Here is a 22,691-nt window from a genome sequence, read left to right on the forward strand (position 1 = left end):
ATCGGGTGACACCACGAGAGCGGAACGGTCGAAGGAATAATCCGACCGTCCACAGCGTCCTCGCTGTGTGTATTTCAAAGGAACCTCAACCTGAACCGGATGAACCGATCAGGCCGGAGGTATCAACATATCTGGCGTTGACTTTTGGCACGCTGTTGAGTTCTCAAGGAACGGACGCTTCCTTTGTACTCACCCTCTCGGGCTTTCCTCCGAGCGCTTCCCTTCGGTCTTGCGTTTCCGACTCTATCAGATCTTTCCGATCCGATTTCCTCGGTGCTTTCCAGGTTCACGCTTTCGCGTTTCCCTTTCCGGCGGTTCCGACTTTATCAGAAGTTCCGGGTCGGTCTGGCCGGCCGTTCGTTTCCGATTTGATCGGGAGAGTGCTTCGTCGAATTCGAGATTCGGGAGGAAGCAAGCAGATGTTCACTGTGGCCCTCGGGGATGAACCCCGTCTACAGGCAACTGTTCAAATCTACCTCCCCGCTCGCTCCGTGTCAACGGCTCTTGCGGGAACGAAGAGGACACTAGCAGTTCACCAAGGCTCCATGCACATCAGGCGGCCGTGGGCACCGTGGCGCTGCGCTCGGCCTCCTCCACGTCGCCCGTGTCGCCTTCGCGTACCGCACGACGGCCCAGGACATAGACGTAGGCGAGGAAGGCCAGCTCGGCGACGACGCCGATGGTGATGCGGGCCCAGGTGGGCAGGCCGGACGGGGTGACGAAGCCTTCGATGGCGCCGGAGATGAAGAGGACCAGGGCGAGTCCGATGGCCATGCCGATGGCGGCTCGGCCCTCTTCCGCCAGGGCGATGCGCCGGCTGCGGGGTCCCGGGTCGATCAGGGTCCAGCCGAGGCGGAGTCCGGTGCCCGCGGCCACGAAGACCGCCGTCAGTTCGAGCAGGCCGTGGGGCAGTACGAGGCCCAAGAAGGTGTCGAGGCGCCCGGCCGACGACATCAGACCGAATCCGACTCCGAGGTTCAGCATGTTCTGGAACAGGATCCAGATGACGGGCAGGCCCAGGAAGACGCCCAGGATCAGGCAGAGCGCGGCGGCCCACGCGTTGTTCGTCCAGACCTGTGCGGCGAAGGAGGCCGCGGGGTGGCTCGAGTAGTACGTCTCGTACTGACCGCCCGGGCGGGTCATCTCGCGCAGTTCGGCGGGCGCCGCGATGGTCGACTGAACTTCGGGGTGCGTGCCGATCCACCAGCCGAGGAGAGCCGCCACGGCGGTTGACAGGAGTGCCGTGGGGACCCACCAGTGCCGGGCCCGGTAGACGGCGGCCGGGAACTGCCGGGTGAGGAAGCGTGTGACGTCGCGCCAGGAGGCTCGGCGGGTGCCGGTCACGGCGCTACGCGCGCGTGCCACCAATTGGCTCAGGCGTCCGGTCAGCTGGGGGTCGGGCGCGCTGGACTGGATCAGGGAGAGGTGGGTGGCGGTGCGCTGATAGAGGGTGACGAGTTCGTCGGTCTCGGCACCGGTGAGTCGGCGCCGGCGCCGGAGCAGGGCGTCGAGGCGATCCCATTCCGCGCGGTGGGCGGAGACGAAGACGTCGAGGTCCATCGGTGTGCCTGCTCCTCGGCTATCGTCAGCGGCTCGTCGTGGATCAGCTTGTCGTACCGCGGCGCGGTGCGTCCTCAGCTTGGCAGACTGGCGGGGGCAGGGGGAGACGAGGGAAGGGCGGCGGGCGTGAGCGAGCTGGTGACGGGCGAGGCGGTGGCGCTGGAGCTGCGCCCCGCGAGGCTGCCCAGCAGGGCGTTGGCCGTGCTGCTCGACCTTGCGGTGGCCGTGGCCGTCTACATAGCGGTCACCATCGCCCTGGTGGCCTCCACCGCCTCCTTGGACATGGCGGCGCAGACCGCGCTGTCGATCGCCGTCTTCGTGCTCGTCCTGGTGGGCGGGCCGATCGCCGTCGAGACGCTCAGCCATGGACGTTCGCTCGGGAAGATGGCGTGCGGGCTGCGGGTGGTGCGGGACGACGGCGGGCCGATCCGGTTCCGGCACGCGCTGGTGCGGGGCCTGATCGGGGTGATCGAGATCCTCATGACGTTCGGGGTGGTCGCCTGTATCGCCTCGCTGGTGTCGGCGCGGGGGCGTCGGCTCGGGGATGTGTTCGCGGGCACCCTGGTCGTACGGGAGCGGGTGCCGGTCGCGTCCGCGGGGTTCATACCGCCGCCTCCGCCCTGGCTGGCCGGTCGTTTCTCGGAGCTCGACCTGTCCGCGGTACCCGATGAGCTGTGGCTCGCCGTCCGTCAGTACCTGTCGCGGATGGGGCAGCTCGATGCCCGCGTCGGCTGGGCCATGGCGGAACGGCTCGCCGCGGACGTGGCGGCTCGCACGGGTGCCCCGGTACCACGGGAGGTTCCGCCGCCCGCCTATCTCGCGGCCGTGTTGCAGGAACGGCAGGCGCGCGAGGCGCGGCGGGCGTTCGGGGGTGCGGCCTTGGGTGCGGATCCGGCGGCGACGGCATCGCCGCTGCCTCCCGTCACTCCTGTGGCTCCTCCTGCAACTCCCGCAGCTCCGGTCACGCCTGCCCCTCCCCCGCCGGGTTCCTCAGCCACGCCTCCGGCTGCGCCGTCGGACGGGCGCCCCGGTTCCGGTACCGGGTTCGTGCCGCCCGCGTAGCTTCACGGGAACGCGGACGGCGGTGACTCCAGGTCCTCCAGCTCGATGCCGGGGGCCGCGAGCACTACGTCGCCGGCGATGTGCACGGCATGCTGCTCGCCGGTGTCCAGGGCTGTGACCTGGTATTCGTCCACGGTGAGGGGGCCGTTGTCAGTGGCGTGTGCTTCTCTCTTCAGCAAGGCCCAGGACTGGTCCACGGTGCGGGGGGCGAGGACCGGGTCGGTGAGGGCGACGAGGCGCAGGCGTGTGGCTGATCCGGAGGGGGCGAGGCGCAGGAGACGGGTGACGGCGACGAGGAAGGCCGGGGAGCTGCCGGTGAAGGCGTGGGCGCGCACATTGCCTTCGGTGGCGTGGACTCCGGTGGGGTCGGTACGGACCCAGGTGATGCCGTCGATGGCCGCGCCGCGTACCTGCCAGTCGGCGGCGTGGACTTCGAGGCGGATGGGGCGGCCGAGTTCGTCGAGGGCGAGGTCGACGGAGCCGTGGTGGTCTCCGGTGGGCGTGGTCAGCCGGGAGACGTAGCGCCAGCCGGAGGGCCCCGGGGCGCACTGGAAGTGCTCTTCTGCGAGGGGGGTGTGGTCATGCGGGTCGTGGAGCGAATAACGGCCGCGGGGCATGGTGGTCCTGGAGGGTGACGGGCTGCTGTTCCGGCCGCTGAGGCGCCAACGGGGCAGGCCCCCGGCACGGGGGTGCGGGGGCCTGTCTCGGAGGAGCCGTCAAGGCTCAGTAGCGGTAGTGGTCCGCCTTGTAGGGGCCCTCGACCTTGACGCCGATGTACTCGGCCTGCTCCGGGCGGAGCGTGGTCAGCTTGACGCCGAGGGAGTCGAGGTGGAGGCGGGCGACCTTCTCGTCCAGGTGCTTGGGCAGCACGTAGACGTCGGTCGGGTACTCGTCGGGCTTGGTGAACAGCTCGATCTGGGCCAGCGTCTGGTCCGCGAACGAGTTGGACATGACGAACGACGGGTGGCCGGTCGCGTTGCCCAGGTTCAGCAGGCGGCCCTCGGAGAGGACGATGAGGACCTTGCCGTCGGGGAAGGTCCAGGTGTGGACCTGCGGCTTGACCTCGTCCTTGACGATGCCCGGGATCCGGGCGAGGCCGGCCATGTCGATCTCGTTGTCGAAGTGGCCGATGTTGCCGACGATGGCCTGGTGCTTCATCTTGGCCATGTCCGCGGCCATGATGATGTCCTTGTTGCCGGTCGTCGTGACGAAGATGTCGGCCTGGCCGACCACGTCGTCCAGCGTCGAGACCTGGTAGCCGTCCATCGCCGCCTGCAGGGCGCAGATCGGGTCGATCTCCGTGATGATCACGCGGGCGCCCTGGCCGCGCAGGGACTCCGCGCAGCCCTTGCCCACGTCGCCGTAGCCGCAGACGACGGCGGTCTTGCCGCCGATCAGGACGTCGGTGGCGCGGTTGATGCCGTCGATCAGGGAGTGGCGGCAACCGTACTTGTTGTCGAACTTCGACTTCGTCACGGCGTCGTTGACGTTGATGGCCGGGAACAGCAGGGTGCCGTCTCGGTGCATCTCGTACAGGCGGTGGACGCCGGTGGTGGTCTCCTCGGTGACGCCGCGGATCTCGGACGCCAGCTGGGTCCACTTCTGCGGGCTCTCGCTCACCGTGCGGGTGAGGAGCTCGAGGATGACGCGGTGCTCGTCGGACTCGGCGGTCTCGACCGAGGGGACCTTGCCGTCCTTCTCGTACTCGACGCCCTTGTGGACGAGGAGGGTGGCGTCACCGCCGTCGTCCAGGATCATGTTCGGGCCGCCGGTGGGGGTGTTCGGCCAGGTCAGCGCCTGCTCCGTGCACCACCAGTACTCCTCCAGGGTTTCGCCCTTCCAGGCGAAGACCGGGACGCCCTGGGGGTTGTCCGGCGTGCCGTTCGGGCCGACGGCGATGGCGGCGGCCGCGTGGTCCTGGGTGGAGAAGATGTTGCAGGAGGCCCAGCGGACGTCGGCGCCGAGGGCGACGAGGGTCTCGATGAGCACGGCGGTCTGCACGGTCATGTGCAGGGAGCCGGTGACGCGGGCGCCGGCGAGGGGCTGGGCCTCGGCGTACTCCTTGCGGATCGCCATCAGGCCCGGCATCTCGTGCTCGGCGAGGGTGATCTCCTTGCGGCCGAACGCGGCCAGGGAGAGGTCGGCGACCTTGAAGTCCTGTCGGTTGTCGACAGTCGTCATTACGGGCTGCTCCTCGGGTTGGGTCGAGGTGGGTACGGCTGACCTGCACGGCGGCGGACACAGGGGTGCCCCGGAAGAGGACACAGGCATGCCCGCGTACGCGCAGCGCAGTCCGTCGGAGGCCCTCTCTCCCTCGGCCGGTCCGTCCTGGACCGCCCGACCGCCATCAGCAGCGACGTCTGGCTCCACCCCAAGCTACACCGCGGGCGCCCGCGGTCCCCAGTCCGCCTCCGAACACTTCCGGACGTTCATGACGGCGCGGACGTCCGTGGGCGTCCGTGGGCGTCAGTGGGCGTCAGTGGGCCTCGGGCGGTGTGGCCGGGCCGCCGGGGGTCGCCTCGCGGTCCGCTCCCTTGGCGGCCTCGGACTCGCTGTAGATGTCGGGCTCCAGGTAGATGACGCGGGCGATCGGGACGGCGTCGCGGATGCGGGACTCGGCGGCGTCGATCGCGGAGGCGATCTCGGTGGCCGTGCCGTCGTGGCGGACTGCGATCTTGGCGGCGACGAGCAGCTCCTCGGGGCCGAGGTGCAGCGTGCGCATGTGGATGACACCGGTGACCGTGTCGCCCGCGACGATCGCGGCCTCGATCCGCTGGACCGCCTCGGTGCCGGCCGCCTCACCGAGCAGCAGGGACTTGGTCTCGACGGCCAGGACCAGCGCGATCACGACGAGCAGTACGCCGATGCAGAGGGTGCCGATGCCGTCCCAGACGCCGTCGCCGGTGAGGAGGGCGAGGCCGACGCCGCCGAGGGCGAGGACGAGGCCGACGAGGGCGCCGAGATCCTCCAGGAGGACGACCGGCAGCTCCGGGGCCTTGGCGTGGCGGACGAACTCCTTCCAGGACTTCTTCCCGCGCAGGGTGTTGGACTCCTTGATGGCGGTCCGGAAGGAGAAGGCCTCGGCGATGATCGCGAAGACCAGCACGCCGACCGGCCAGTACCAGTGCTCGATCTCGTGCGGGTGCTTGATCTTCTCGTAGCCCTCGTAGAGGGCGAACATGCCGCCGAGGGAGAAGAGCACGATGGAGACGAGGAAGGCGTAGATGTAGCGCTCGCGGCCGTAGCCGAAGGGGTGTTGGGGGGTGGCCTCGCGCTGGGCGCGCTTGCCGCCGATGAGCAGGAGTCCCTGGTTGCCGGAGTCGGCCAGGGAGTGCACGGACTCGGCGAGCATCGACGACGATCCACTGAAGAGGAACGCCACGAATTTCGCTACCGCGATCGAGAGGTTGGCGAGCAGTGCCGCCACGATCGCCTTGGTTCCGCCTGACGCGCTCATGTGTCGCGTTGTCCCTTCGCCTTCGTCTGCGTCCGTACGCCGGTGGGGGCGCGGCCGGTGACCGGCTTTGCCCCTCCTTTGCGGTGCGTCATTGTTGCAGCCCGCGCGGGCCCCGACGTGCCGGATGCCCCTTCGTTCGCCCCTCAGACGTGCGTCAGACGAGCACGGTGGCACGGAAGAGCGTGCCAGTTCCGGACACTTCGGCCTTTTCGCCCGCCGCGACGAACACCGACTGCCCCGGGGTGAGTTCGTGCTCGCCGGCCCGCACGGTGCCCGCCGTGCAGAGCAGGATCTGCGGGGTGGGCCGGGTGAGGTCGTGGGCGCCGGCCCCCTCGGGCAGGACGTGGCGGGACAGCCGGAACTCGTCGATCGGGGTCTCGTAGACCTCTTCGCCGTCCGGGGACGCCTCGGGGCGCAGTACGCCGGGGTCGCCGGCCTCGAAGCGGACGATGCGCAGCAGTTCGGGGACGTCGACGTGCTTGGGCGTGAGGCCGCAGCGCAGGACGTTGTCGGAGTTGGCCATGATCTCGACGCCGAGACCGTTCAGGTAGGCGTGCGGGATTCCGGCGCCGAGGTACAGGGCCTCGCCGGGCTGGAGCCTGACGTGGTTGAGGAGCATCGCGGCGAGGACGCCGGGGTCGCCCGGGTAGTGGTGGGCGATGTCGGCGTACGGGGCGTAGGCGCCGCCGAGGCGGTCGCAGGCGGCCGCGACCTCGGTGACCGTGCGGGGCATCTCCTCGGGGTCGGCGGTGAGGACGGCGGTGAGGACCTCGCGCAGGGCGGCGTCCTCGGGGTGGGCGCGCAGCAGGTCGACGTACGGCTTGAGGGAGGCGACGCCGAGGCCGTCGAGCAGGTCGGCCGTCTCGGTCGGCGGGCGGAAGCCGCACAGGCCGTCGAACTCGGTGAGGGCGCAGATCAGTTCGGGCTTGTGGTTGGCGTCCTTGTAGTTGCGGTGCGGGGCGTCCAGGGGGATGCCCCGGCGCTCCTCGTCCTCGTAACCGGCCCTGGCCTGGGCGAGGTCGGGGTGGACCTGGAGGGAGAGCGGGGCGCCGGCGGCGAGGAGCTTGAGGAGGAAGGGCAGCCGGGGGCCGAACTTCGCCACGGAGGCGGCGCCCAGTTCCTTCTCGGGGGCGGCGTCGACGACCTCGGCGAGGGTGCCCCGGCCGGTGCGGGAGGGGGCGCCGGGGTGGGCGCCCATCCACATCTCCGCCTGAGGTTCGCCGGTCGGCTCGGTCCCGAGCAGGGTCGGGATCGCGGTGGTGGAACCCCAGGCGTAGGGGCGGACGGTGTTGTCGAGGCGGTCCATGGGCTCTCTCTGCCGGTGCGTGTCCTGTGCGTGCGGTGCGTTCCCGATGGTGCGTACGGGATCAGGCGCCCGAGGCGAGCGCCAGGTAAACGGCGGCGAAATCCGTGATGGCGATCAGTTCGGCGAGGGTCTCCAGTTCGCCGCCCGCTTCCGGCTCCAGTTCGCTCATCGGCGTGTCGTGGCTGAGGGCCAGTTCACGGGCGTTGGGGGCGGCGGTGAGGCCCCCGCTGGGGCGGTCGCGCAGGAGTACCACGCGCGCGTGCAGGGCTGGTGCCTCCTCGACGCGGTCGCGGAAGAAGTCGTCGGGGTCGGCGCCGGCGGCGAGGCGCCCGGCGAGCAGGGCGGCGTGCGCGGCAAGCGCCTCGGGCAGGTCGGCGACGACGGCCGGGGTGCCGGACAGTTCGGCGAGCGCGGCGGCGAAACGGCGGCCGGCGGGGCCGGCGGAGGTGCCCTCGGTCCAGATCACCGGGAGGGAGTCGGCCAGCTCGGCCGCCAGGGTCTTGGCGGGGTTGCTGTACGTCACGATGGCGGGCCCGCAGCGTTCGGCGATGCGGTCGAGGCGGTCGGCGATCTTCTCGACGGTCTCGGGCGGCGCGTCGAGCAGGGCGGTGCGGTCGAGGAGTACGAGCAGCGGCGTGAGCAGCGCCCACAGGACTCCGGGGGCGGCACCGGCCAGGGGTTCGTCCTGGTCGTACGGGGCCGTCGCCATCGGGATGAACAGGCCGTGCGCGGCGTTCACCGACTCGCTGAGCGGGCAGCCGGCGGGGGCGACGGCGACGACCGTGCAGCCCCGGCGGTAGGCCTGTTCGGCGAGCAGGGAGAGGCCCGGCTCGGTGCCGTCGGGGGTGGCGATCAGCAGGAGGTCCACGGAGCCGGCCCAGCCGGGCAGTTCCCAGCGCAGGGCGCCCGCGGCGGGGGCGACGCCGGTGGGGGCGAGGCGGGTGACGGGGCTGCCGGCCCCGGCGAGGGTGCCGAGGAGGTCGGCGGCCTGGGTGGCGGCGGCGCCGGGCCCGGCGATCAGGACGGCGCGGGGGCGGCCGTCGGGCTTGAGGTTGCCGACTCCGGCCTCGGCGGCGTGCCGGGCGGCGGTGCGTACACGGGCACCGGCCTCGGCTGCGCCGCGCAGCAGTCCGCGGTGGTCGGCCTCGGTGAGGCGCTCCGGGGTGTCGAGGAGCGATTCGTCGAGCATGGCGGCAGGTCTCCGATCGCCGGGGCGTTCGTTCGGTTGCGCGGGGTCGCCGAGTGGCCGGGGTGCCGGGTCGCTTCGCCGTCGGTCAGGCGGGGCGGCGGGCCTCGTCGACGAGGAGGACGGGGATGCCGTCGCGCACCGGGTAGGCCAGGCCGCAGTCCTGGCCGGTGCAGATCAGTTCCGCGTCCTGCTCCTTGAGGGGGGCGTGGCAGGCGGGGCAGGCGAGGATCTCCAGGAGGCCGGCTTCGAGCGGCATGGGGGTTCCCTTCGGGGGGCGGTTCGTCTTGTGCGGATGTGCTGGTCAGGGTACCGCCGGTGAGGGCGTGGGGGACAAAGGCCCATCGTCCGCCGTCCGGCTCGGTGGGCTGGAGATCCGGCTCCCTCGCCGCGAGGCAGAACGCCCCGGCCGACCTCACCCTCTGATGATCGACAGCGCCGCGTCCCGCACCTTCGTCATCGTCGCCTCGTCGCGGGCCTCCGCGTTCAGGCGGAGCAGGGGCTCGGTGTTGGAGGGGCGGACGTTGAACCACCAGTCGGCCGACGTGACGGTGAGGCCGTCGAGGTCGTCCAGGGTGATGTCGTCGCGGCCCTCGTACGCGGCCCTGATCGCGGCGAGGCGGTCCCCCTGGTCGGCGACGGTGGAGTTGATCTCGCCGGAGCCGGCGTAGCGGTCGTACTCGGCGACGAGGGCGGACAGCGGGCCCTGCTGACCGCCGAGGGCGGCCAGGACGTGGAGGGCGGCCAGCATGCCCGTGTCGGCGTTCCAGAAGTCGCGGAAGTAGTAGTGCGCGGAGTGCTCGCCGCCGAAGATGGCGCCGGTGCGGGCCATCTCGGCCTTGATGAAGGAGTGGCCCACGCGCGTGCGTACCGGTGTGCCGCCGTTCTCCTCGACGACCTCCGGGACGGACCAGGAGGTGATCAGGTTGTGGATGACCATGCCCCGGCCGCCGTTGCGGGCGAGTTCGCGGGCGGCCACGAGTGCGGTGACCGCCGACGGGGAGACCGGGTTGCCGTCCTGGTCGACGACGAAGCAGCGGTCGGCGTCGCCGTCGAAGGCGAGGCCGAGGTCGGCGCCCTCCTCGCGGACGCGCTTCTGGAGGTCGACGAGGTTGGCCGGGTCGAGCGGGTTGGCCTCGTGGTTGGGGAAGGTGCCGTCCAGTTCGAAGTACATCGGCACGAGGTCGAGGGGCAGCCCGGCGAAGACCGAGGGGACGGTGTGGCCGCCCATGCCGTTGCCCGCGTCGACGACGACCTTCAGGGGGCGGATGGCGGTGAGGTCGACCAGGGAGCGCAGGTGGGCGGCGTAGTCGGCGAGGGTGTCGCGCCGGGTGACGGTGCCCGGCCGGGACGCCGGTTCCGGGGCGCCGGTGTCGCTCCAGCGCTCCACGAGGGCGCGGATCTCGGCGAGGCCGGTGTCCTGGCCGACGGGTGCGGCGCCCGCGCGGCAGAGCTTGATGCCGTTGTACTGGGCCGGATTGTGCGAGGCGGTGAACATGGCGCCCGGCAGGTCCAGCGCGCCGGAGGCGTAGTACAGCTGGTCGGTCGAGCACAGGCCGATCTCGGTCACGTCGGCGCCCCGGGCCGCGGCCCCGCGCGCGAAGGCACCGGACAGGCCGGGCGACGAGGGCCGCATGTCGTGCCCGACGACGACGGCGCTCGCTCCGGTCAGCTCGACGAAGGCCGCGCCGAACAGCTCGGCCAGCGACTCGTCCCACTGGTCGGGTACGACACCGCGCACGTCGTACGCCTTCACGATCTGCGACAGATCAGCAGCCACGGCCAGCCTTCCTGGAGGTGCTCTGGGGCCCCCAAAGTACCCGCACCCGCCGCCCGGCCGTCGCGCGGTTCCCGAAGGTCAGGGCAGCATCCAGCCCAGGACGACCGTGGACTGGCCGACCACGATCAGGCACATCACCAGCAGCAGGCCGAGGCTCCAGGGCAGCACCTTGCGCAGCAGGTCGCCCTCGCGGCCCGCGAGTCCGACGGCGGCGCAGGCGATGGTGAGGTTCTGCGGGGAGATCATCTTGCCGAGCACACCGCCGGAGCTGTTGGCGGCGGCGAGCAGTTCGGGAGAGAGGCCGGACTCCCGCGCGGCGGTCACCTGGAGGGCGCCGAAGAGCGCGTTGGCCGAGGTGTCGGAGCCGGAGACGGCCACGCCGAACCAGCCGAGGACCGGGGAGAGGAAGGCGAGCCCGGCGCCCGCCGCGGCGACGAAGTGGCCGATGGTGGCGGCCTGTCCGGAGAGGTTCATGACGTAGGCGAGGGCCAGCACCGAGGTGACGGTGAGGATCGCGAACCGCAGTTCGTGGACGGTCGCGAGCCACTCCTTGGCCGCCACGCGCGCGTGCACGCCGAGGACGACGGCCGTGACCAGCCCGGCGAACAGGACGAGCGTGCCGCCGGTGGAGACGATCGGCCAGGAGAAGACGTTGCCCCCCACCGGATTGCCCTCGGGGTCGGCCACGTCCAGGAACGGCCAGTCGTAGGTCTGGGTCGCCCGGGCCAGCCAGTCCTTGACCGCCGGGATCTGCGCGACGGAGAAGACGGCGACGATCAGGGCGTAGGGGGCGTAGGCGCGCAGCACCTCCCGGCGGGAGTCGTCCTCGTCCAGTTCCTCGCTGCGGGCGCCGGTCAGGACGGCCGCCCGGACGGGTTCGGCGGCGGGCCTGCGGGAGTGCGGTACGGCGACCAGGGCGCCGGCCCCGACCAGGGCGGCGGCGATGTCGGCGAGCTGGGCGGAGATGTAGTTGGACGCGACGAACTGGGCGACGGCGAAGGCGACTCCGCAGGCCATCGCGGGGACCCAGGTCTCGCGCAGTCCGCGCCGCCCGTCCACCAGGCCGACCAGCAGCAGCGGGACGATCAGGGCGAGCAGGGGGGTCTGGCGGCCGACGACGGAGGCGACGTCGTCCAGGGGCAGCCCGGTGACCTGGGCCAGCGTCACCACGGGGGTACCCATCGCGCCGAAGGCGACCGGCGCGGTGTTGGCGACCAGCGACACGACCGCCGCGCGGACCGGGTCGAAGCCGAGCGCGACGAGCATGACCGAGCAGATCGCGACGGGCGCCCCGAAGCCGGCCAGGGCCTCCAGCAGGGCGCCGAAGCAGAAGGCGACGACGAGGGCCTGGATGCGGGGGTCGTCGGACAGCCGCCCGAAGGAGCGGCGCAGGATGTCGAAGTGCCGGGTGCGGACGGTCATCCGGTAGACCCACAGGGCGTTCACGACGATCCACAGGATGGGGAAGAGGCCGAAAACGGCCCCCTGGACGGCGCTGGAGGCCGTCTGGTCCAGCGGCATGCCGTACGCCAGCCACGCCACGAGTACGGCCGCCAGGAGACCGGTGAGGCCCGCCAGGTGCGCCTTCATGCGGACGCCGCCCAGCAGGACGAGGACGATCACCAGGGGCAGGGCCGCCACCAGGGCGGACAGGCCGAGCGAACCGGCGACGGGTTCCAGTTCCTGCACGTACACGGGCGCCTCCCCGGATTCCGCAATGCGAAAGCGTTTTCTCGCGGCTTCCGGAATGGTCGTGTCCGCGACAAGGCGACGTCAATGGGTGTGCAGCAACGGATGTGACGGGAGATGCCGAGACGGGCGAACGCCCCTGCTCAGTTCTCCGGCGAGCGCAGCACGCGGAGATGGCCGCGGCGCGCGACCTCCATCGGGTCGGCCGTGCGCCCGCCGCCCCCGGCCGCCCGCTCCTGGGGACGGGCCGCCTCGCGCACCGCGTTGGCCAGCGCTTCCAGGTCGTCGCCGCTGGGGCGGGCCGGGGCCGACCCGTCGAGCAGGCGGACGACCTCCCAGCCGCGCGGGGCGGTGAGGCGCTCGGAGTGCTCGGCGCACAGGTCGTAGCAGTGGGGTTCGGCGTAGGTGGCGAGCGGGCCGAGGACCGCGGTCGAGTCGGCGTAGACGTACGTCAGCGTCGCGACGGCGGGACGGCCGCAGGCGGTGCGCGAACAGCGACGTACAGGGCTCACGATGTTGGACGGTACCGCACTCTTGAGCGGGCCGCGACGACTCTCCAGCAGGTCACACCCCCGTGTCGTGGCGTGAAACGCCCTACGAGCGCCTCGGAACACACCCCGGTGACCTGCACGGACGCCGGTTTCCGGGCGGCGGGACCGTCTGGGAAGCGGTCACGACCTGATACAAACAGAGACATTTGCCTTGAGTTCCACGGTCGCGGAGAGATACGGAATCGAGCCCAACCTTGGCTGGAATGGTCATTCGGCGACAAGCCGCGTCTCGGGCCTCGGCGCTGTCCGGTCCGCGTGTGCGGCCGGGCGCGCGACCTCGGCGGGGACTACCCTTCACCAGTGATGGACAACCCCGTGACGCCCCGTGATGCCGGTCGCCCAGGGCCCCGCCGTCGTGATCGCCACGGCCGGGGCATGCGCGGTCCGGTGGCGCCCCCGCAGGTGCCGCTCGCCGCGAGCCGCGGCGAGGTGTTCGCGGACCTGGTGCAGGACTCCGTGGAGCGCCTGGAGCGGCGGTGGCCGCAACTCGCCGACATCGATTTCCTCGTCCTCGACGTGCCCCGGCTGGACGGGCCCGGGGAGATGTGGAACGACGAGGCGGTCCCGCTCGGCGGCACGGTGCCCTCGCGTGAGGGCCGGCGGGGACGGGTGGTCGTGTACCGGCGGCCGGTGGAGATCCGGACCAAGGGCCGGGACGAACGGGCGGCACTGGTGCACGAGGTCGTCGTGGAACAGGTCGCCGAGTTGCTGGGGCTGACGCCGGAGACGGTGGATCCGCGGTACGGGGAGGACTGAGGGCGCGGGGCGCCTTCCCCCTCCCCGGTCGCGCGTTCTACTTCTGCAGCACCGAGAGGTCTTCCTCCGCGTTCGGCACCGAGACCGTCCCCCGGTCGTCGGGGAGGGTCTGGACGGTGAAGGACGCCACGTCCTCGTCCGAGACGGTCAGGGTGCGGGACGCGTGGACCGGCCCTCCGGAGACGGTCTCGACGGTGAGCGCGTAGCCGCCCTTGAGGCCGGCGGGGACGGGTGCCTCGACGTTCTGGGTGGTGCCGGCCTTGACCGTGTACGTCTTGGTCGCCGTCGTGCCGCCCTCCGTGCCCGCCGACGCCGTCACCTTCACCTCGGCGCCCTCGCCCGGGGCGGTCAGGGCCAGGGTCGTGCCCTTGGCGCGGTTGTCCGCGGCCGTCGCGCGCGCGCCGACCGGGTCGGTCGCCGGGATGAACGCCGACTCCTGCTCGCCGCCCTTGCCCCGTACGACCCGGACCGCGGCCACCACCGGCACGGCCCCGTCCGTCGGCGTCAGCACCAGCGAACCCGCCTCGCCGCGCGTGACCTCACCGAGGTCCACGCCCGTCGTCATGCCGGCCTTGACGTGCACCGTCTCGTGTCCGGCGGGGGTGATCAGCCCCGACGGCGAGGCGAGCCGCACCTTCAGGTCGGCGTCGGTGCCGCCGGGGGTGAACAGCACCAGGCGGACGGCGGTCGCGTCCTTCGGGATGCCCGGCAGGACCAGGTCGCCCGCCGGGTCCGCGGCCGCGGTCAGCCAGTCGCCGCCGGTCTTGTCGTCCAGGGCCTGCACCGCGGCCCCGACCCGCCCGCTGCGCACGCCGACGTGGACGGTCACGTCGGTCTCCTTCACGTCGGCGAGCGTGGACAGCAGCAGGGACTCGGTGCCGTGCGGCGGCACCGTGACGCCCTCCCCCACCGTGGACTCGAGGGCTCCGTCCTTGCCGTAGAGCTCGATGTCGACGACGGCGGCCGAGTCGTCGGGGTTCGTCAGGTGGACGTAGTCCGTGCGGCCGGCCGCCGTGCTGGCGCCGGGGAACCAGAACTCCGTGTCCGGGGCCGTGCAGTTGACCCCCTGGAGGCCGCGGCCCGTCCCGGCGGCGACCTCCGTGGTCTGCTGCACCGTCCAGCCGGGGGCCTGAGCGCCCTCGGCGGTGCCGATCAGCGCGGGCGTGTCGGAGCCGGAGGTCGTGCCGGTGGCCGGGGTGCCGGGCTCCTTGGGCTCGACGGGCGGCTTCGCGGCCTTCTCGTCGTCCTTCTTCCCGTCCTTGGCGTCCCCGGCCTCGTCGCCCCGTGCCGCGGTGGTGAGCGCCGCCTCGCCCTTCTCGTCGGCGCCCTTCGTGACGGGCGTGAAGGAGGTGTACCGGGTCTCGGCGAGGTCGGAGGTGCTGGGCGCGGGGCAGAGCAGGCTGGTGCGCTCCACGGGCAGCCGGGCGGCCGGCGCGTCGGTGCCGGAACCGGAGACGTCCGGGGTGGCGACCGCCGCGAACCCGGTGACGGCGGCGAGCGCGGCCGCGCAGGCGATCAGGGACAGGGTCGTGCGCTTCACTGCTGGCTCCCGTCGGGACGCTCACTGCCCGTGCCGTGGGGGTGGTGGGGCTGGGAGGGGTCGTACGGCGCGTCGTAGCCGCCCTGGCCATACGCCTGGTCGTTGCCGCCCTGGCCGTACGCCTGGTCGTAGGCGGGGTCGTAACCGCCCTCCTGGGGCTGGGCCTGCGCCTGCTCGCCGTAGGCGTACGGGGCGTGCTGGTCCGGCTCGTACGGGGCGCCGCGGCCGTCCTGGTAGGCGCCCGCGGGGTAGGGCTCCTGCTGGTACGGGTCCCCCTGCTGGTACGGCTGCTGCGCGTAGGCGCCCTGGTCGTACTGCTGCTGGGTGCCGCCCTGGTACTGCTCCTGGCCGTAGGCGTCGTAGGTGCCGTACTCGGTCTGGTACCCCGTCGAGTCCCACTCGCCGTACGCCGGCTGCTGCGGGACCGGCGCCGGGGGCGCCGGTGGCGCCGCGGGGGGTTCGGGCACCTCGGGGGCGCCGTCCGCCGGTGCGGCCGGCGTCTCCGTGTCCGTCCCGGCCTCCGCCTCCGCCTCCGCCTGGGCGCGCAGTCGCCGGGCACGACGTCCCTCGCCCTCCAGGGCCTCGGCGGGGATCAGCGGCTCCTCGGGCAGGTCGTCGTCGACGTCGCGGCGCCTGCCGGGCAGCGCGAGGACGACCAGGACCACGGCGAGCAGGCCCTGGGCCCACAGCCAGACGGTGTGGGTGAACGGGTCGTCGTAGGTGACGTCCAGTCTGCCGCCGGAGGCGGGGAGTTCGAAGCCCTGGGCCCAGCCGTCGACCGTGGTGCGGCTGAGCGGCTTGCCGTCCAGGGTGGCGGTCCAGCCCTCGGCCGCGGTGTCGGCGAGGCGCAGCACGCGGCCGTCGGGGCCCGGTTCGATGTCGGTGTGGATGTCGACCGGTCCGGCCGCCACGGGCTGGGGTTCGTCGGTGGCGGAGTCGCCGCCCGACACGATGGTCGCGCGGGCGACCTCCTGATCCACCCGCCACAGTCCGCTGCCGTCCTGCTGGCTGAGCCTGCTCAGGCCGGGGGTGGCGTCCAGGACCCGGGTGACCTCGCGGGGCGCGCCCTTGTGCACGAGCACGTAGCGCACGGCGAAGCCGCCGAGCTGGTCCGCCTGGTCCGCGCCGGAGCCGGCCACCAGGTTGGCGACGATCTTGTCGAGGGTGCTGTTCTCGCCGTCCCCGGCGGCCAGTTCGCCGTCGCCGAGGCGGGCTCCGGAGCCGCGGACCAGCATGTATCCGACGTGGGCGGTGGAGTCGCTGTCGAGGACGAGGGTGCGGGCCTGGTCGCGGGTGCGGCTCTCCTCGGCGACGAACGCGGGCACCTGTGCGGGGTCGCGTCGCTCGACGGGGCCGTCGGCGCCCCCGATCATCCACCCGGTGGCGGCGATCAGCGGGCCGACGGCCGAGGCGAGGGCGATCAGCGCGGCGACGGGCTGGCGCCAGCCGAAGCTCTGCTCGGCGACGCGGGAGCGGGCTCCGTCGGCGCCGAGGGTCGCGGCGGCCAGCAGGGCGATGCCGTAGACGAGGGTGGCGGGGCCGGCCCAGGTGGAGCGGTTGGAGAGGACCGCGAAGACGAAGCCGGCCACGGCCACCGCCCACGCGGCCCGGATGCCCACCTGCCGCTCGGAGCGCAGCAGGGCGGCCAGCGCGGCCAGCACGATGCCGATGAGGACCAGCCCGCCGACCGTTCCCGGGCCGCCGGGGCTCGCGCCGAGCAGGTCGAGGGCGGAGGCGGCCGACGAGCCGTAGTCCAGCCCGGCCTCGTCGAAGAAGCCGAGGGGCAGCAGCGACAGCGACCAGGGCGCGAGCAGCAGCAGGGGGGTGCCGAGCTGGGCGAGGAAGCGCAGTCCGTACGCGGTGATCTCGCCGCGGCGCAGGGCCAGGACCCCGAGGCCGAGGAGGAGCGCGAGTGGCCACACGACGGGCGTGAAGGCGGTGGTGACCGTCAGCAGCAGCGCGTACGCCCAGGTGGCGCGCCAGCTGCCGCGGGCGCCGGACGTGCTCGTCAGGCCGGCCGCCGCGACGCCCGCGCGGGCGATGAGCGGCAGCAGCACGGCGAGGACGGCGGTGCCGATGCGGCCCCCGGCGAGGGCGCCGGTGACGGCGGGCAGGAAGGCGTAGGCGACGGCCGCCCACGCGCGCAGCAGCCGGGACATGACCAGCGGCCGGGACGCGAAGTACGCGGTGGCGCCGGCCAGGGGCACCGAGCCGACCAGCAGCAGGGTGACGGCGGTGCCGGTCGAGCCGAGCAGCGCGGAGGCCAGTGCCGCCAGGATCGCGAGATAGGGCGGGGCGGAGGCGGTGCCGCCGGTACCGACCGTGTGCCAGGCGTCCGCGTAGCGCGACCACAGCTCGCCGGCGTCGGCCGGGGCGGGCAGCAGCGCGCCGCCCGCGAGGGCGCCGCCGCCGACGAGGGCGCGGCAGGCGGCGAGGGAGGCGAGCAGCAGGATCAGGAAGAGCACCGGGCCGGGCTTGCGGGCGATGCGCTTGAGGCGGGCGAACTGCTCGATCTCCAGGAAGTCGGCGTCGTCGCCGCCCGGTCCGGACTCGATGCCGCCGCCGTGCCGTCCGGCGCCCGCGGCGGTCTCGGCCTCGGAGCTGCCGACGAGGTTGCCCGCGACCTGTTCGACGGTGACGCGGATGGTCGCGCCGGGGGGCGGGAACAGGGGGCGCAGTTCGTCCTTCTCGACCTGCGGGCGGCCGCGTTCACGCCGGGCGGCGATGATGCGCTCGGGGCGCAGCAGCACGCCCAGCAGGCCCCGGATCTCGTCGAGTGCCTGCCCGGGCACCTTGCCGACGAGATAGGCGAGGGTGCGCAGCAGCGTGCCGAGGACGATGCGCAGCAGCACCCAGGGCAGAGCGGCCGTACGGACGTTGACGAGGAGGGTGTGGACGGCGCCGGCCTTGTCCACCTTGTGCGGGGAGGCCGCGGTGCGGCCCGCGCAGTCGACGGCACGGCGCTCGCGGGAGGCCGCCTCGGCGTGGCGGACGACCGCCTCGGGGGCGATGAGGACGCGCAGTCCGGCGGCGTGCGCACGCCAGCACAGGTCGACGTCGTCGCGCATCAGGGGCAGCCGGCGGTCGAACCCGCCGAGCCGCTCGAAGACATCACGCCGGATCAGCATGCCGGCGGTGGAGACCGACAGGACGGGCCGGACGTGGTCGTGCTGTCCCTGGTCCTGTTCGCGGCGGTCCAGGCCGGTCCAGCGGCGGCCGGAGTTGGCGATGGAGACGCCGACCTCCAGCAGTTGCCGGCGGTCGTACCAGCCGCGGAGCTTGGGGCCGACGACGGCGACGTCGTCGCGGCCGAGTTCGTACTCGGTGTCCACGACGCGCAGCAGCTGGGCCAGGGCGTCGGGTTCGGGGGCGCAGTCGTCGTGCAGCAGCCACAGCCACTGGACCGGCTCGCCGTGGGGCAGTTCGGGCAGGTCGTAGGCGTCGTCGCGCCAGGTGCGCGTGACGGGGTCCCAGCCGCTGGGCCGCTTCAGGTACGGCAGGTCCTCCGGGGTGAGGACGGGGACGGTGCGGGCCGCCTCCTCCACGGCCTGGCCGAAGCCGGTGCGCCGGGCGAGGTGCAGCACGTGGTCGCCGCCGAGGGCTTCGCCGACCAGACGGGCCGAGTCGTCGGCGCTGCCGGTGTCGGCGGCCACGGCGTACTGGACGGGGCGCTCCTGGCCGAGCAGCCCGGCGAGCGCGTCGGGCAGCCAGCGGGCTCCGTCGTGGGCGACGAGGACCGCGGTCACGACGTGGCGCGGGAACTCAGGTGTGGCAGCGAGGTCTTGCTGGGCTGCCGTGTGACTCTGCACGGACATCGAGGTACGGGCCCCGGTTCGGTGGACTGCGGTGGACGCCCGTGCCGGTGGGGAGTGGCGGGGCGTCTCGGACGAGCGCCCACACTATCGGCTGGACGGCAAGAGGGCCCGCCGCCTGTGGACAACCCACCTGCGAGGGGCCGTTCCCGCTGGTCCCGCCGTTCGCGCCGGTTCTGGCGCCTCGTCAGATGGCGGCCTTCTTCAGCCGGCGGCGCTCCCTCTCGGACAGGCCGCCCCAGATGCCGAACCGCTCGTCGTTGGCGAGGGCGTACTCGAGGCATTCGGAGCGGACCTCGCAGGCGAGGCAGACCTTCTTGGCCTCGCGGGTGGAGCCGCCCTTCTCGGGGAAGAAGGACTCGGGGTCGGTCTGGGCGCACAGTGCGCGCTCCTGCCAGCCGAGTTCCTCGTCCGCGTCGTCGACCAGCAGTTGCTGCACCAGCTCGGTCATGTGCGCCCCTCGTCTGTCTTCGCGTCCCCGTGATCCGGCCGTTACCGATTCCGGCTAAACGACACGAGTGAAATTACAAGTGTGCTGCTCCGGGCGAGTCAAGCCGAGATCTGCTATTGAGCCCCTTATTCACTCTGCGGAACCAAGGCAAAGCGGAAAGTGTTCAAATCGCCATAAACCTTGACATCCCGAAGAGGCCCGGCCGGGCACTCGACCCGCGCTCCGCTCGTACCGGGGAAGACGCCCTGGCGTTCGATCCCGTTCCGATACACGCGCCGAAGCGAACCTGATCACATTCGGGTCACAGGAGCACTACGGAGGTTGTGCGCCCGGCTTGTGCGCCATGTGTCCCGGGACCCCCCTGTGCAAACCTTCCCCCTGCAAGGTGAACCGGAAGTGGTGAACCATGTCCCACTTACCGGGCATCGAGTTGACAGTGCCGGTGTGAACCGGTGTCCTTGTGGGCATGCTCGCGAACTTGGCGCTCACCTCGACCCGCACCGCCGGGTCCCACGGTGCTGCCCGCGCTCGCTGTAGCTGTTGCCGCTGTTCCAGCTGTTGAGCCAACCGCGTTCCGGCTGTCCCCAGAGTCCACGCGACTCGACGCTCCATGTCCCGCCCCACCAGGGCGTTCTTGGTCATCCGTTCCACCCGCCGCACACTTCCGCCGAGGAACCACCGCACCCATGAACAGCGACAGCGACCTCCAGATCGCCGGCGACATCCTCGAAGTCCCCCACCTTCTCCAGGCACCCCGCGAGCACCCGGCCACCGTGGCCGAGTTCGCCGGGCTGGCCCGCTCCCTCGCCGACGACCGCTCCGAGTGGGAGCACCTCGTCCGGTACGACGCGACGACACGCTGGTACCACCGGCTGCGCACCGGCCCGGGCTACGAGGTGTGGCTGCTGTCCTGGGTGCCGGGACAGGGCAGCGGACGCCACGACCACGGCCCCTCCTCCGGCGTGTGGACCGTCCTGGAGGGGACCCTCACCGAGCACACGGAGCGCGGCACGCGCGCGTTGCGGGCCGGCACCCAGCGCGTGTTCGCACCCGGGCACGTGCACGAGGTCGTCAACGACGCGCTGGAGCCCGCGGTCAGCCTGCACGTCTACTACCCGGGCCTCACCGAGATGCCCATGCACGCCCCGCAGTGCTCGGCCGCCACGTCGCGGGACGCGGGCACCGGCGCCGTGACGACTGCCTGACGCGGTGTCGTACCCGCCTGCAAGACTGGGGCCATGCGCATTGTGGTTCTGGCAGGCGGCATCGGCGGTGCCCGGTTCCTGCGTGGTCTGAAGCAGGCCGCGCCCGACGCGGACATCACCGTCATCGGCAACACCGGGGACGACATCCACCTCTTCGGTCTGAAGGTCTGCCCGGACCTCGACACGGTGATGTACACGCTCGGCGGCGGCATCAACGAGGAGCAGGGCTGGGGGCGGGCCGACGAGACCTTCCACCTCAAGGAGGAGCTGGCGGCGTACGGCGTGGGGCCCGAGTGGTTCGGCCTCGGCGACCGCGACTTCGCCACGCACATCGTGCGGACGCAGATGATCACCGCGGGCTTCCCGCTCAGCGCGGTGACCGAGGCCCTCTGCGACCGCTGGAAGCCCGGGGTGCGCCTCATCCCGATGACCGACGACCGCGTGGAGACGCATGTCGCGGTCGAGCTGGAGGGGGAGCGCAAGGCGGTCCACTTCCAGGAGTACTGGGTACGGCTGCGCGCCTCCGTCCCCGCCGAGGCGGTCGTGCCGGTCGGCGCCGAGCAGGCCAAGCCGGCGCCGGGCGTCCTGGAGGCCATCGCCGAGGCGGACGTGATCCTCTTCCCGCCGTCCAACCCGGTGGTCTCCGTCGGCACCATCCTCGCCGTGCCCGGCATCCGGGAGGCGATCGCCGACGCCGGGGTGCCCGTGGTGGGCCTGTCCCCGATCGTGGGGGACGCGCCCGTGCGCGGGATGGCGGACAAGGTGCTCGCGGCGGTCGGCGTGGAGTCCACGGCGGCCGCGGTCGCCGAGCACTACGGCTCGGGGCTGCTCGACGGCTGGCTGGTCGACACGGTCGACGCCGAGGCCGTCACCCGCGTGAAGGCGGCCGGCATCCTCTGCCGCGCCGTACCGCTGATGATGACCGACCTCGACACCACGACACAGATGGCCCGGGAGGCGCTGGCGCTCGCCGAGGAGGTGCGGGAGGCATGAGCGACGGCACGCGCGAGGACGCCCTCGGCCGTCCGGAGGGCTACCGGGTGTGGGCCCTGCCCGGCCTGCCCGAGGTGCAGCCCGGCGACGACCTCGCCAAGCTGATCGCCGCGGCCGAGCCGGGGCTGGCCGACGGGGACGTGCTGCTCGTCACCTCCAAGATCGTGTCCAAGGCCGAGGGCCGCGTCGTACGGGCCGACGACCGGGAGGCCGCGATCGACGCGGAGACCGTGCGGGTGGTGGCCCGGCGCGGGCTGCTGCGCATCGTCGAGAACCGGCAGGGGCTGGTCATGGCGGCGGCCGGCGTCGACGCGTCCAACACCCCGTCCGGCACCGTCCTGCTGCTCCCCGAGGACCCGGACGCCTCCGCGCGCGGCATCCGCGAGGGACTGCGCGACACGCTGGGCGTCGACGTGGGAGTCGTCGTCACCGACACCTTCGGCCGCCCCTGGCGGGCCGGGCTCACGGACGTGGCGATCGGCGCCGCCGGGGTGCGGGTCCTCGACGACCTGCGCGGCGGCACGGACGCGCACGGCAACCCGCTCGCCTCCACCGTCGTCGCCACCGCCGACGAGCTGGCCGCGGCGGGCGACCTGGTCAAGGGCAAGGCCGCGGGTCTGCCGGTCGCCGTCCTGCGCGGGCTGCCGCTCCTGGTGGCCGACGACGCCGGCGAGGGCGCGCGGGCGATGGTGCGCGGCGCGCGCGACGACATGTTCCGGCTGGGCACGTCGGAGGCGGTACGGCAGGCGGTCACCCAGCGCCGCACCGTACGGGCCTTCACCGACGAGCCCGTCGACCCCGGCGCGGTGCGCCGGGCGGTCGCGGCCGCGGTCACGGCACCGGCGCCGCACCACACGACGCCGTGGCGGTTCGTGCTCCTGGAGTCCGGGGAGTCCCGCACCAGGCTGCTCGACGCGATGCGGGACGCCTGGATCGCGGACCTGCGGCGGGACGGCAAGAGCGAGGAGTCCATCGCCAAGCGGGTCCGGCGCGGGGACGTACTGCGCAACGCGCCCTACCTCGTCGTCCCCTGCCTGGTCATGGACGGTTCGCACACGTACGGGGACGCGCGGCGGGACGGGGCCGAGCGGGAGATGTTCGTCGTCGCCACCGGCGCGGGCGTGCAGAACCTGCTCGTCGCGCTCGCCGGGGAGCGGCTGGGGTCGGCGTGGGTGTCCTCGACGATGTTCTGCCGGGACGTGGTGCGGGAGGTGCTGGGGCTGCCGGGCGACTGGGACCCGATGGGCGCGGTGGCGGTCGGTCATCCGGCCGAGGAACCGCGCGCGCGGCCGGAGCGGGACGCGGCGGCGTTCATCGAGGTGCGCTGACCCCTCTACTCTCGT

The 22,691-nt window shown here is 72.6% G+C and carries 18 protein-coding genes; 5 read left to right on the forward strand and 13 right to left on the reverse strand.

Translation table 11 applies throughout. The annotated features are described in order from the left end of the window. Positions 1 to 552: 552 nt before the first annotated feature. A complete protein-coding gene (locus tag OIE75_RS14560) occupies positions 553 to 1,560 on the reverse strand; it encodes a stage II sporulation protein M (protein WP_307012643.1) in 1,008 nt (335 codons plus the stop codon). 126 nt (positions 1,561 to 1,686) lie between these two features. On the opposite strand from OIE75_RS14560, the gene OIE75_RS14565 reads away from it, so the two are divergent. Beyond that, complete coding sequence (locus OIE75_RS14565; RefSeq protein WP_329471144.1) at positions 1,687 to 2,622, forward strand: RDD family protein; 936 nt, start codon at positions 1,687 to 1,689, stop codon at positions 2,620 to 2,622. Positions 2,623 to 2,624: 2 nt separating this feature from the next. Here the strand turns inward: OIE75_RS14565 and OIE75_RS14570 are convergent, their stop codons facing one another. The 9 genes from OIE75_RS14570 to OIE75_RS14610 form a co-directional block, all read right to left on the reverse strand. Further along, entirely contained in the window at positions 2,625 to 3,239 is a 615-nt protein-coding gene (locus OIE75_RS14570) for a hypothetical protein (RefSeq protein WP_307012646.1), read from the reverse strand. Between the two features lie 106 nt (positions 3,240 to 3,345). Then, positions 3,346 to 4,803 carry an adenosylhomocysteinase gene (gene ahcY, locus OIE75_RS14575; RefSeq protein WP_307012648.1) on the reverse strand — a complete coding sequence of 486 codons (1,458 nt, stop codon included), beginning with the start codon at positions 4,801 to 4,803 and terminating at the stop codon, positions 3,346 to 3,348. A gap of 295 nt (positions 4,804 to 5,098) precedes the next feature. Beyond that, positions 5,099 to 6,079, reverse strand: coding sequence for a cation diffusion facilitator family transporter (locus tag OIE75_RS14580; RefSeq protein ID WP_329471145.1), 981 nt, complete (start codon positions 6,077 to 6,079; stop codon positions 5,099 to 5,101). 154 nt (positions 6,080 to 6,233) lie between these two features. Further along, on the reverse strand, positions 6,234 to 7,385 hold the full coding sequence (gene manA, locus OIE75_RS14585; protein ID WP_329471146.1) for a mannose-6-phosphate isomerase, class I: 1,152 nt from the start codon (positions 7,383 to 7,385) through the stop codon (positions 6,234 to 6,236). 61 nt (positions 7,386 to 7,446) lie between these two features. Beyond that, complete coding sequence (locus OIE75_RS14590) at positions 7,447 to 8,574, reverse strand: SIS domain-containing protein (RefSeq protein WP_307012653.1); 1,128 nt, start codon at positions 8,572 to 8,574, stop codon at positions 7,447 to 7,449. Between the two features lie 85 nt (positions 8,575 to 8,659). Continuing rightward, complete coding sequence (locus OIE75_RS14595; protein ID WP_020940431.1) at positions 8,660 to 8,830, reverse strand: Trm112 family protein; 171 nt, start codon at positions 8,828 to 8,830, stop codon at positions 8,660 to 8,662. Positions 8,831 to 8,986: 156 nt separating this feature from the next. Then, on the reverse strand, positions 8,987 to 10,351 hold the full coding sequence (locus OIE75_RS14600) for a phosphomannomutase/phosphoglucomutase (protein WP_307012656.1): 1,365 nt from the start codon (positions 10,349 to 10,351) through the stop codon (positions 8,987 to 8,989). 78 nt (positions 10,352 to 10,429) lie between these two features. Next, entirely contained in the window at positions 10,430 to 12,046 is a 1,617-nt protein-coding gene (locus OIE75_RS14605) for an L-lactate permease (protein ID WP_307012658.1), read from the reverse strand. A 137-nt stretch (positions 12,047 to 12,183) separates the two neighbouring features. Further along, on the reverse strand, positions 12,184 to 12,600 hold the full coding sequence (locus tag OIE75_RS14610) for a DUF3499 domain-containing protein (protein ID WP_307012660.1): 417 nt from the start codon (positions 12,598 to 12,600) through the stop codon (positions 12,184 to 12,186). Between the two features lie 294 nt (positions 12,601 to 12,894). Between OIE75_RS14610 and OIE75_RS14615 the strand changes: the two genes are divergently transcribed. Continuing rightward, positions 12,895 to 13,347: a metallopeptidase family protein gene (locus OIE75_RS14615; protein WP_163015902.1), complete on the forward strand. Its 453-nt coding sequence runs from the start codon at positions 12,895 to 12,897 to the stop codon at positions 13,345 to 13,347. A 37-nt stretch (positions 13,348 to 13,384) separates the two neighbouring features. Here the strand turns inward: OIE75_RS14615 and OIE75_RS14620 are convergent, their stop codons facing one another. The 3 genes from OIE75_RS14620 to OIE75_RS14630 form a co-directional block, all read right to left on the reverse strand. Then, entirely contained in the window at positions 13,385 to 14,887 is a 1,503-nt protein-coding gene (locus tag OIE75_RS14620) for a DUF5719 family protein (protein WP_307012663.1), read from the reverse strand. Next, positions 14,884 to 18,702 (reverse strand): glycosyltransferase family 2 protein, encoded by a 3,819-nt coding sequence (locus OIE75_RS14625; protein WP_329471147.1) that lies wholly within the window; start codon positions 18,700 to 18,702, stop codon positions 14,884 to 14,886. The genes OIE75_RS14620 and OIE75_RS14625 overlap by 4 nt, the downstream gene beginning before the upstream one ends. Positions 18,703 to 18,886: 184 nt before the next feature. Next, positions 18,887 to 19,150, reverse strand: a complete 264-nt coding sequence (locus OIE75_RS14630; protein WP_010986447.1) for a WhiB family transcriptional regulator — start codon at positions 19,148 to 19,150, stop codon at positions 18,887 to 18,889. Between the two features lie 686 nt (positions 19,151 to 19,836). Between OIE75_RS14630 and OIE75_RS14635 the strand changes: the two genes are divergently transcribed. Genes OIE75_RS14635 through OIE75_RS14645 form a run of 3 tightly spaced genes read left to right on the forward strand, consistent with a single transcriptional unit; the run spans position 19,837 to position 22,676 of the window. Beyond that, positions 19,837 to 20,355 carry a cysteine dioxygenase gene (locus tag OIE75_RS14635; protein WP_307012667.1) on the forward strand — a complete coding sequence of 173 codons (519 nt, stop codon included), beginning with the start codon at positions 19,837 to 19,839 and terminating at the stop codon, positions 20,353 to 20,355. 33 nt (positions 20,356 to 20,388) lie between these two features. Continuing rightward, on the forward strand, positions 20,389 to 21,348 hold the full coding sequence (gene cofD, locus OIE75_RS14640; protein WP_307012668.1) for a 2-phospho-L-lactate transferase: 960 nt from the start codon (positions 20,389 to 20,391) through the stop codon (positions 21,346 to 21,348). Beyond that, a complete protein-coding gene (locus OIE75_RS14645; RefSeq protein WP_307012669.1) occupies positions 21,345 to 22,676 on the forward strand; it encodes a coenzyme F420-0:L-glutamate ligase in 1,332 nt (443 codons plus the stop codon). The genes cofD and OIE75_RS14645 overlap by 4 nt, the downstream gene beginning before the upstream one ends. The last annotated feature ends 15 nt before the right edge of the window (positions 22,677 to 22,691 follow it).

The sequence above is a fragment of the Streptomyces sp. NBC_01723 genome, assembly GCF_036246005.1.
Taxonomy (GTDB): domain Bacteria; phylum Actinomycetota; class Actinomycetes; order Streptomycetales; family Streptomycetaceae; genus Streptomyces.

What these genes read in the sequence shown, in the direction of transcription:
- OIE75_RS14580 (WP_329471145.1), bottom strand. Translation starts at nt 6,079, where the DNA reads ATGAGCGCGTCAGGCGGAACCAAGGCGATCGTGGCGGCACTGCTCGCC.
- OIE75_RS14595 (WP_020940431.1), bottom strand. Translation starts at nt 8,830, where the DNA reads ATGCCGCTCGAAGCCGGCCTCCTGGAGATCCTCGCCTGCCCCGCCTGC.
- OIE75_RS14570 (WP_307012646.1), bottom strand. Translation starts at nt 3,239, where the DNA reads ATGCCCCGCGGCCGTTATTCGCTCCACGACCCGCATGACCACACCCCC.
- OIE75_RS14615 (WP_163015902.1), top strand. Translation starts at nt 12,895, where the DNA reads ATGGACAACCCCGTGACGCCCCGTGATGCCGGTCGCCCAGGGCCCCGC.
- OIE75_RS14560 (WP_307012643.1), bottom strand. Translation starts at nt 1,560, where the DNA reads ATGGACCTCGACGTCTTCGTCTCCGCCCACCGCGCGGAATGGGATCGC.
- manA (WP_329471146.1), bottom strand. Translation starts at nt 7,385, where the DNA reads ATGGACCGCCTCGACAACACCGTCCGCCCCTACGCCTGGGGTTCCACC.
- OIE75_RS14630 (WP_010986447.1), bottom strand. Translation starts at nt 19,150, where the DNA reads ATGACCGAGCTGGTGCAGCAACTGCTGGTCGACGACGCGGACGAGGAA.
- OIE75_RS14625 (WP_329471147.1), bottom strand. Translation starts at nt 18,702, where the DNA reads ATGTCCGTGCAGAGTCACACGGCAGCCCAGCAAGACCTCGCTGCCACA.
- OIE75_RS14635 (WP_307012667.1), top strand. Translation starts at nt 19,837, where the DNA reads ATGAACAGCGACAGCGACCTCCAGATCGCCGGCGACATCCTCGAAGTC.
- OIE75_RS14645 (WP_307012669.1), top strand. Translation starts at nt 21,345, where the DNA reads ATGAGCGACGGCACGCGCGAGGACGCCCTCGGCCGTCCGGAGGGCTAC.
- cofD (WP_307012668.1), top strand. Translation starts at nt 20,389, where the DNA reads ATGCGCATTGTGGTTCTGGCAGGCGGCATCGGCGGTGCCCGGTTCCTG.
- OIE75_RS14590 (WP_307012653.1), bottom strand. Translation starts at nt 8,574, where the DNA reads ATGCTCGACGAATCGCTCCTCGACACCCCGGAGCGCCTCACCGAGGCC.
- ahcY (WP_307012648.1), bottom strand. Translation starts at nt 4,803, where the DNA reads ATGACGACTGTCGACAACCGACAGGACTTCAAGGTCGCCGACCTCTCC.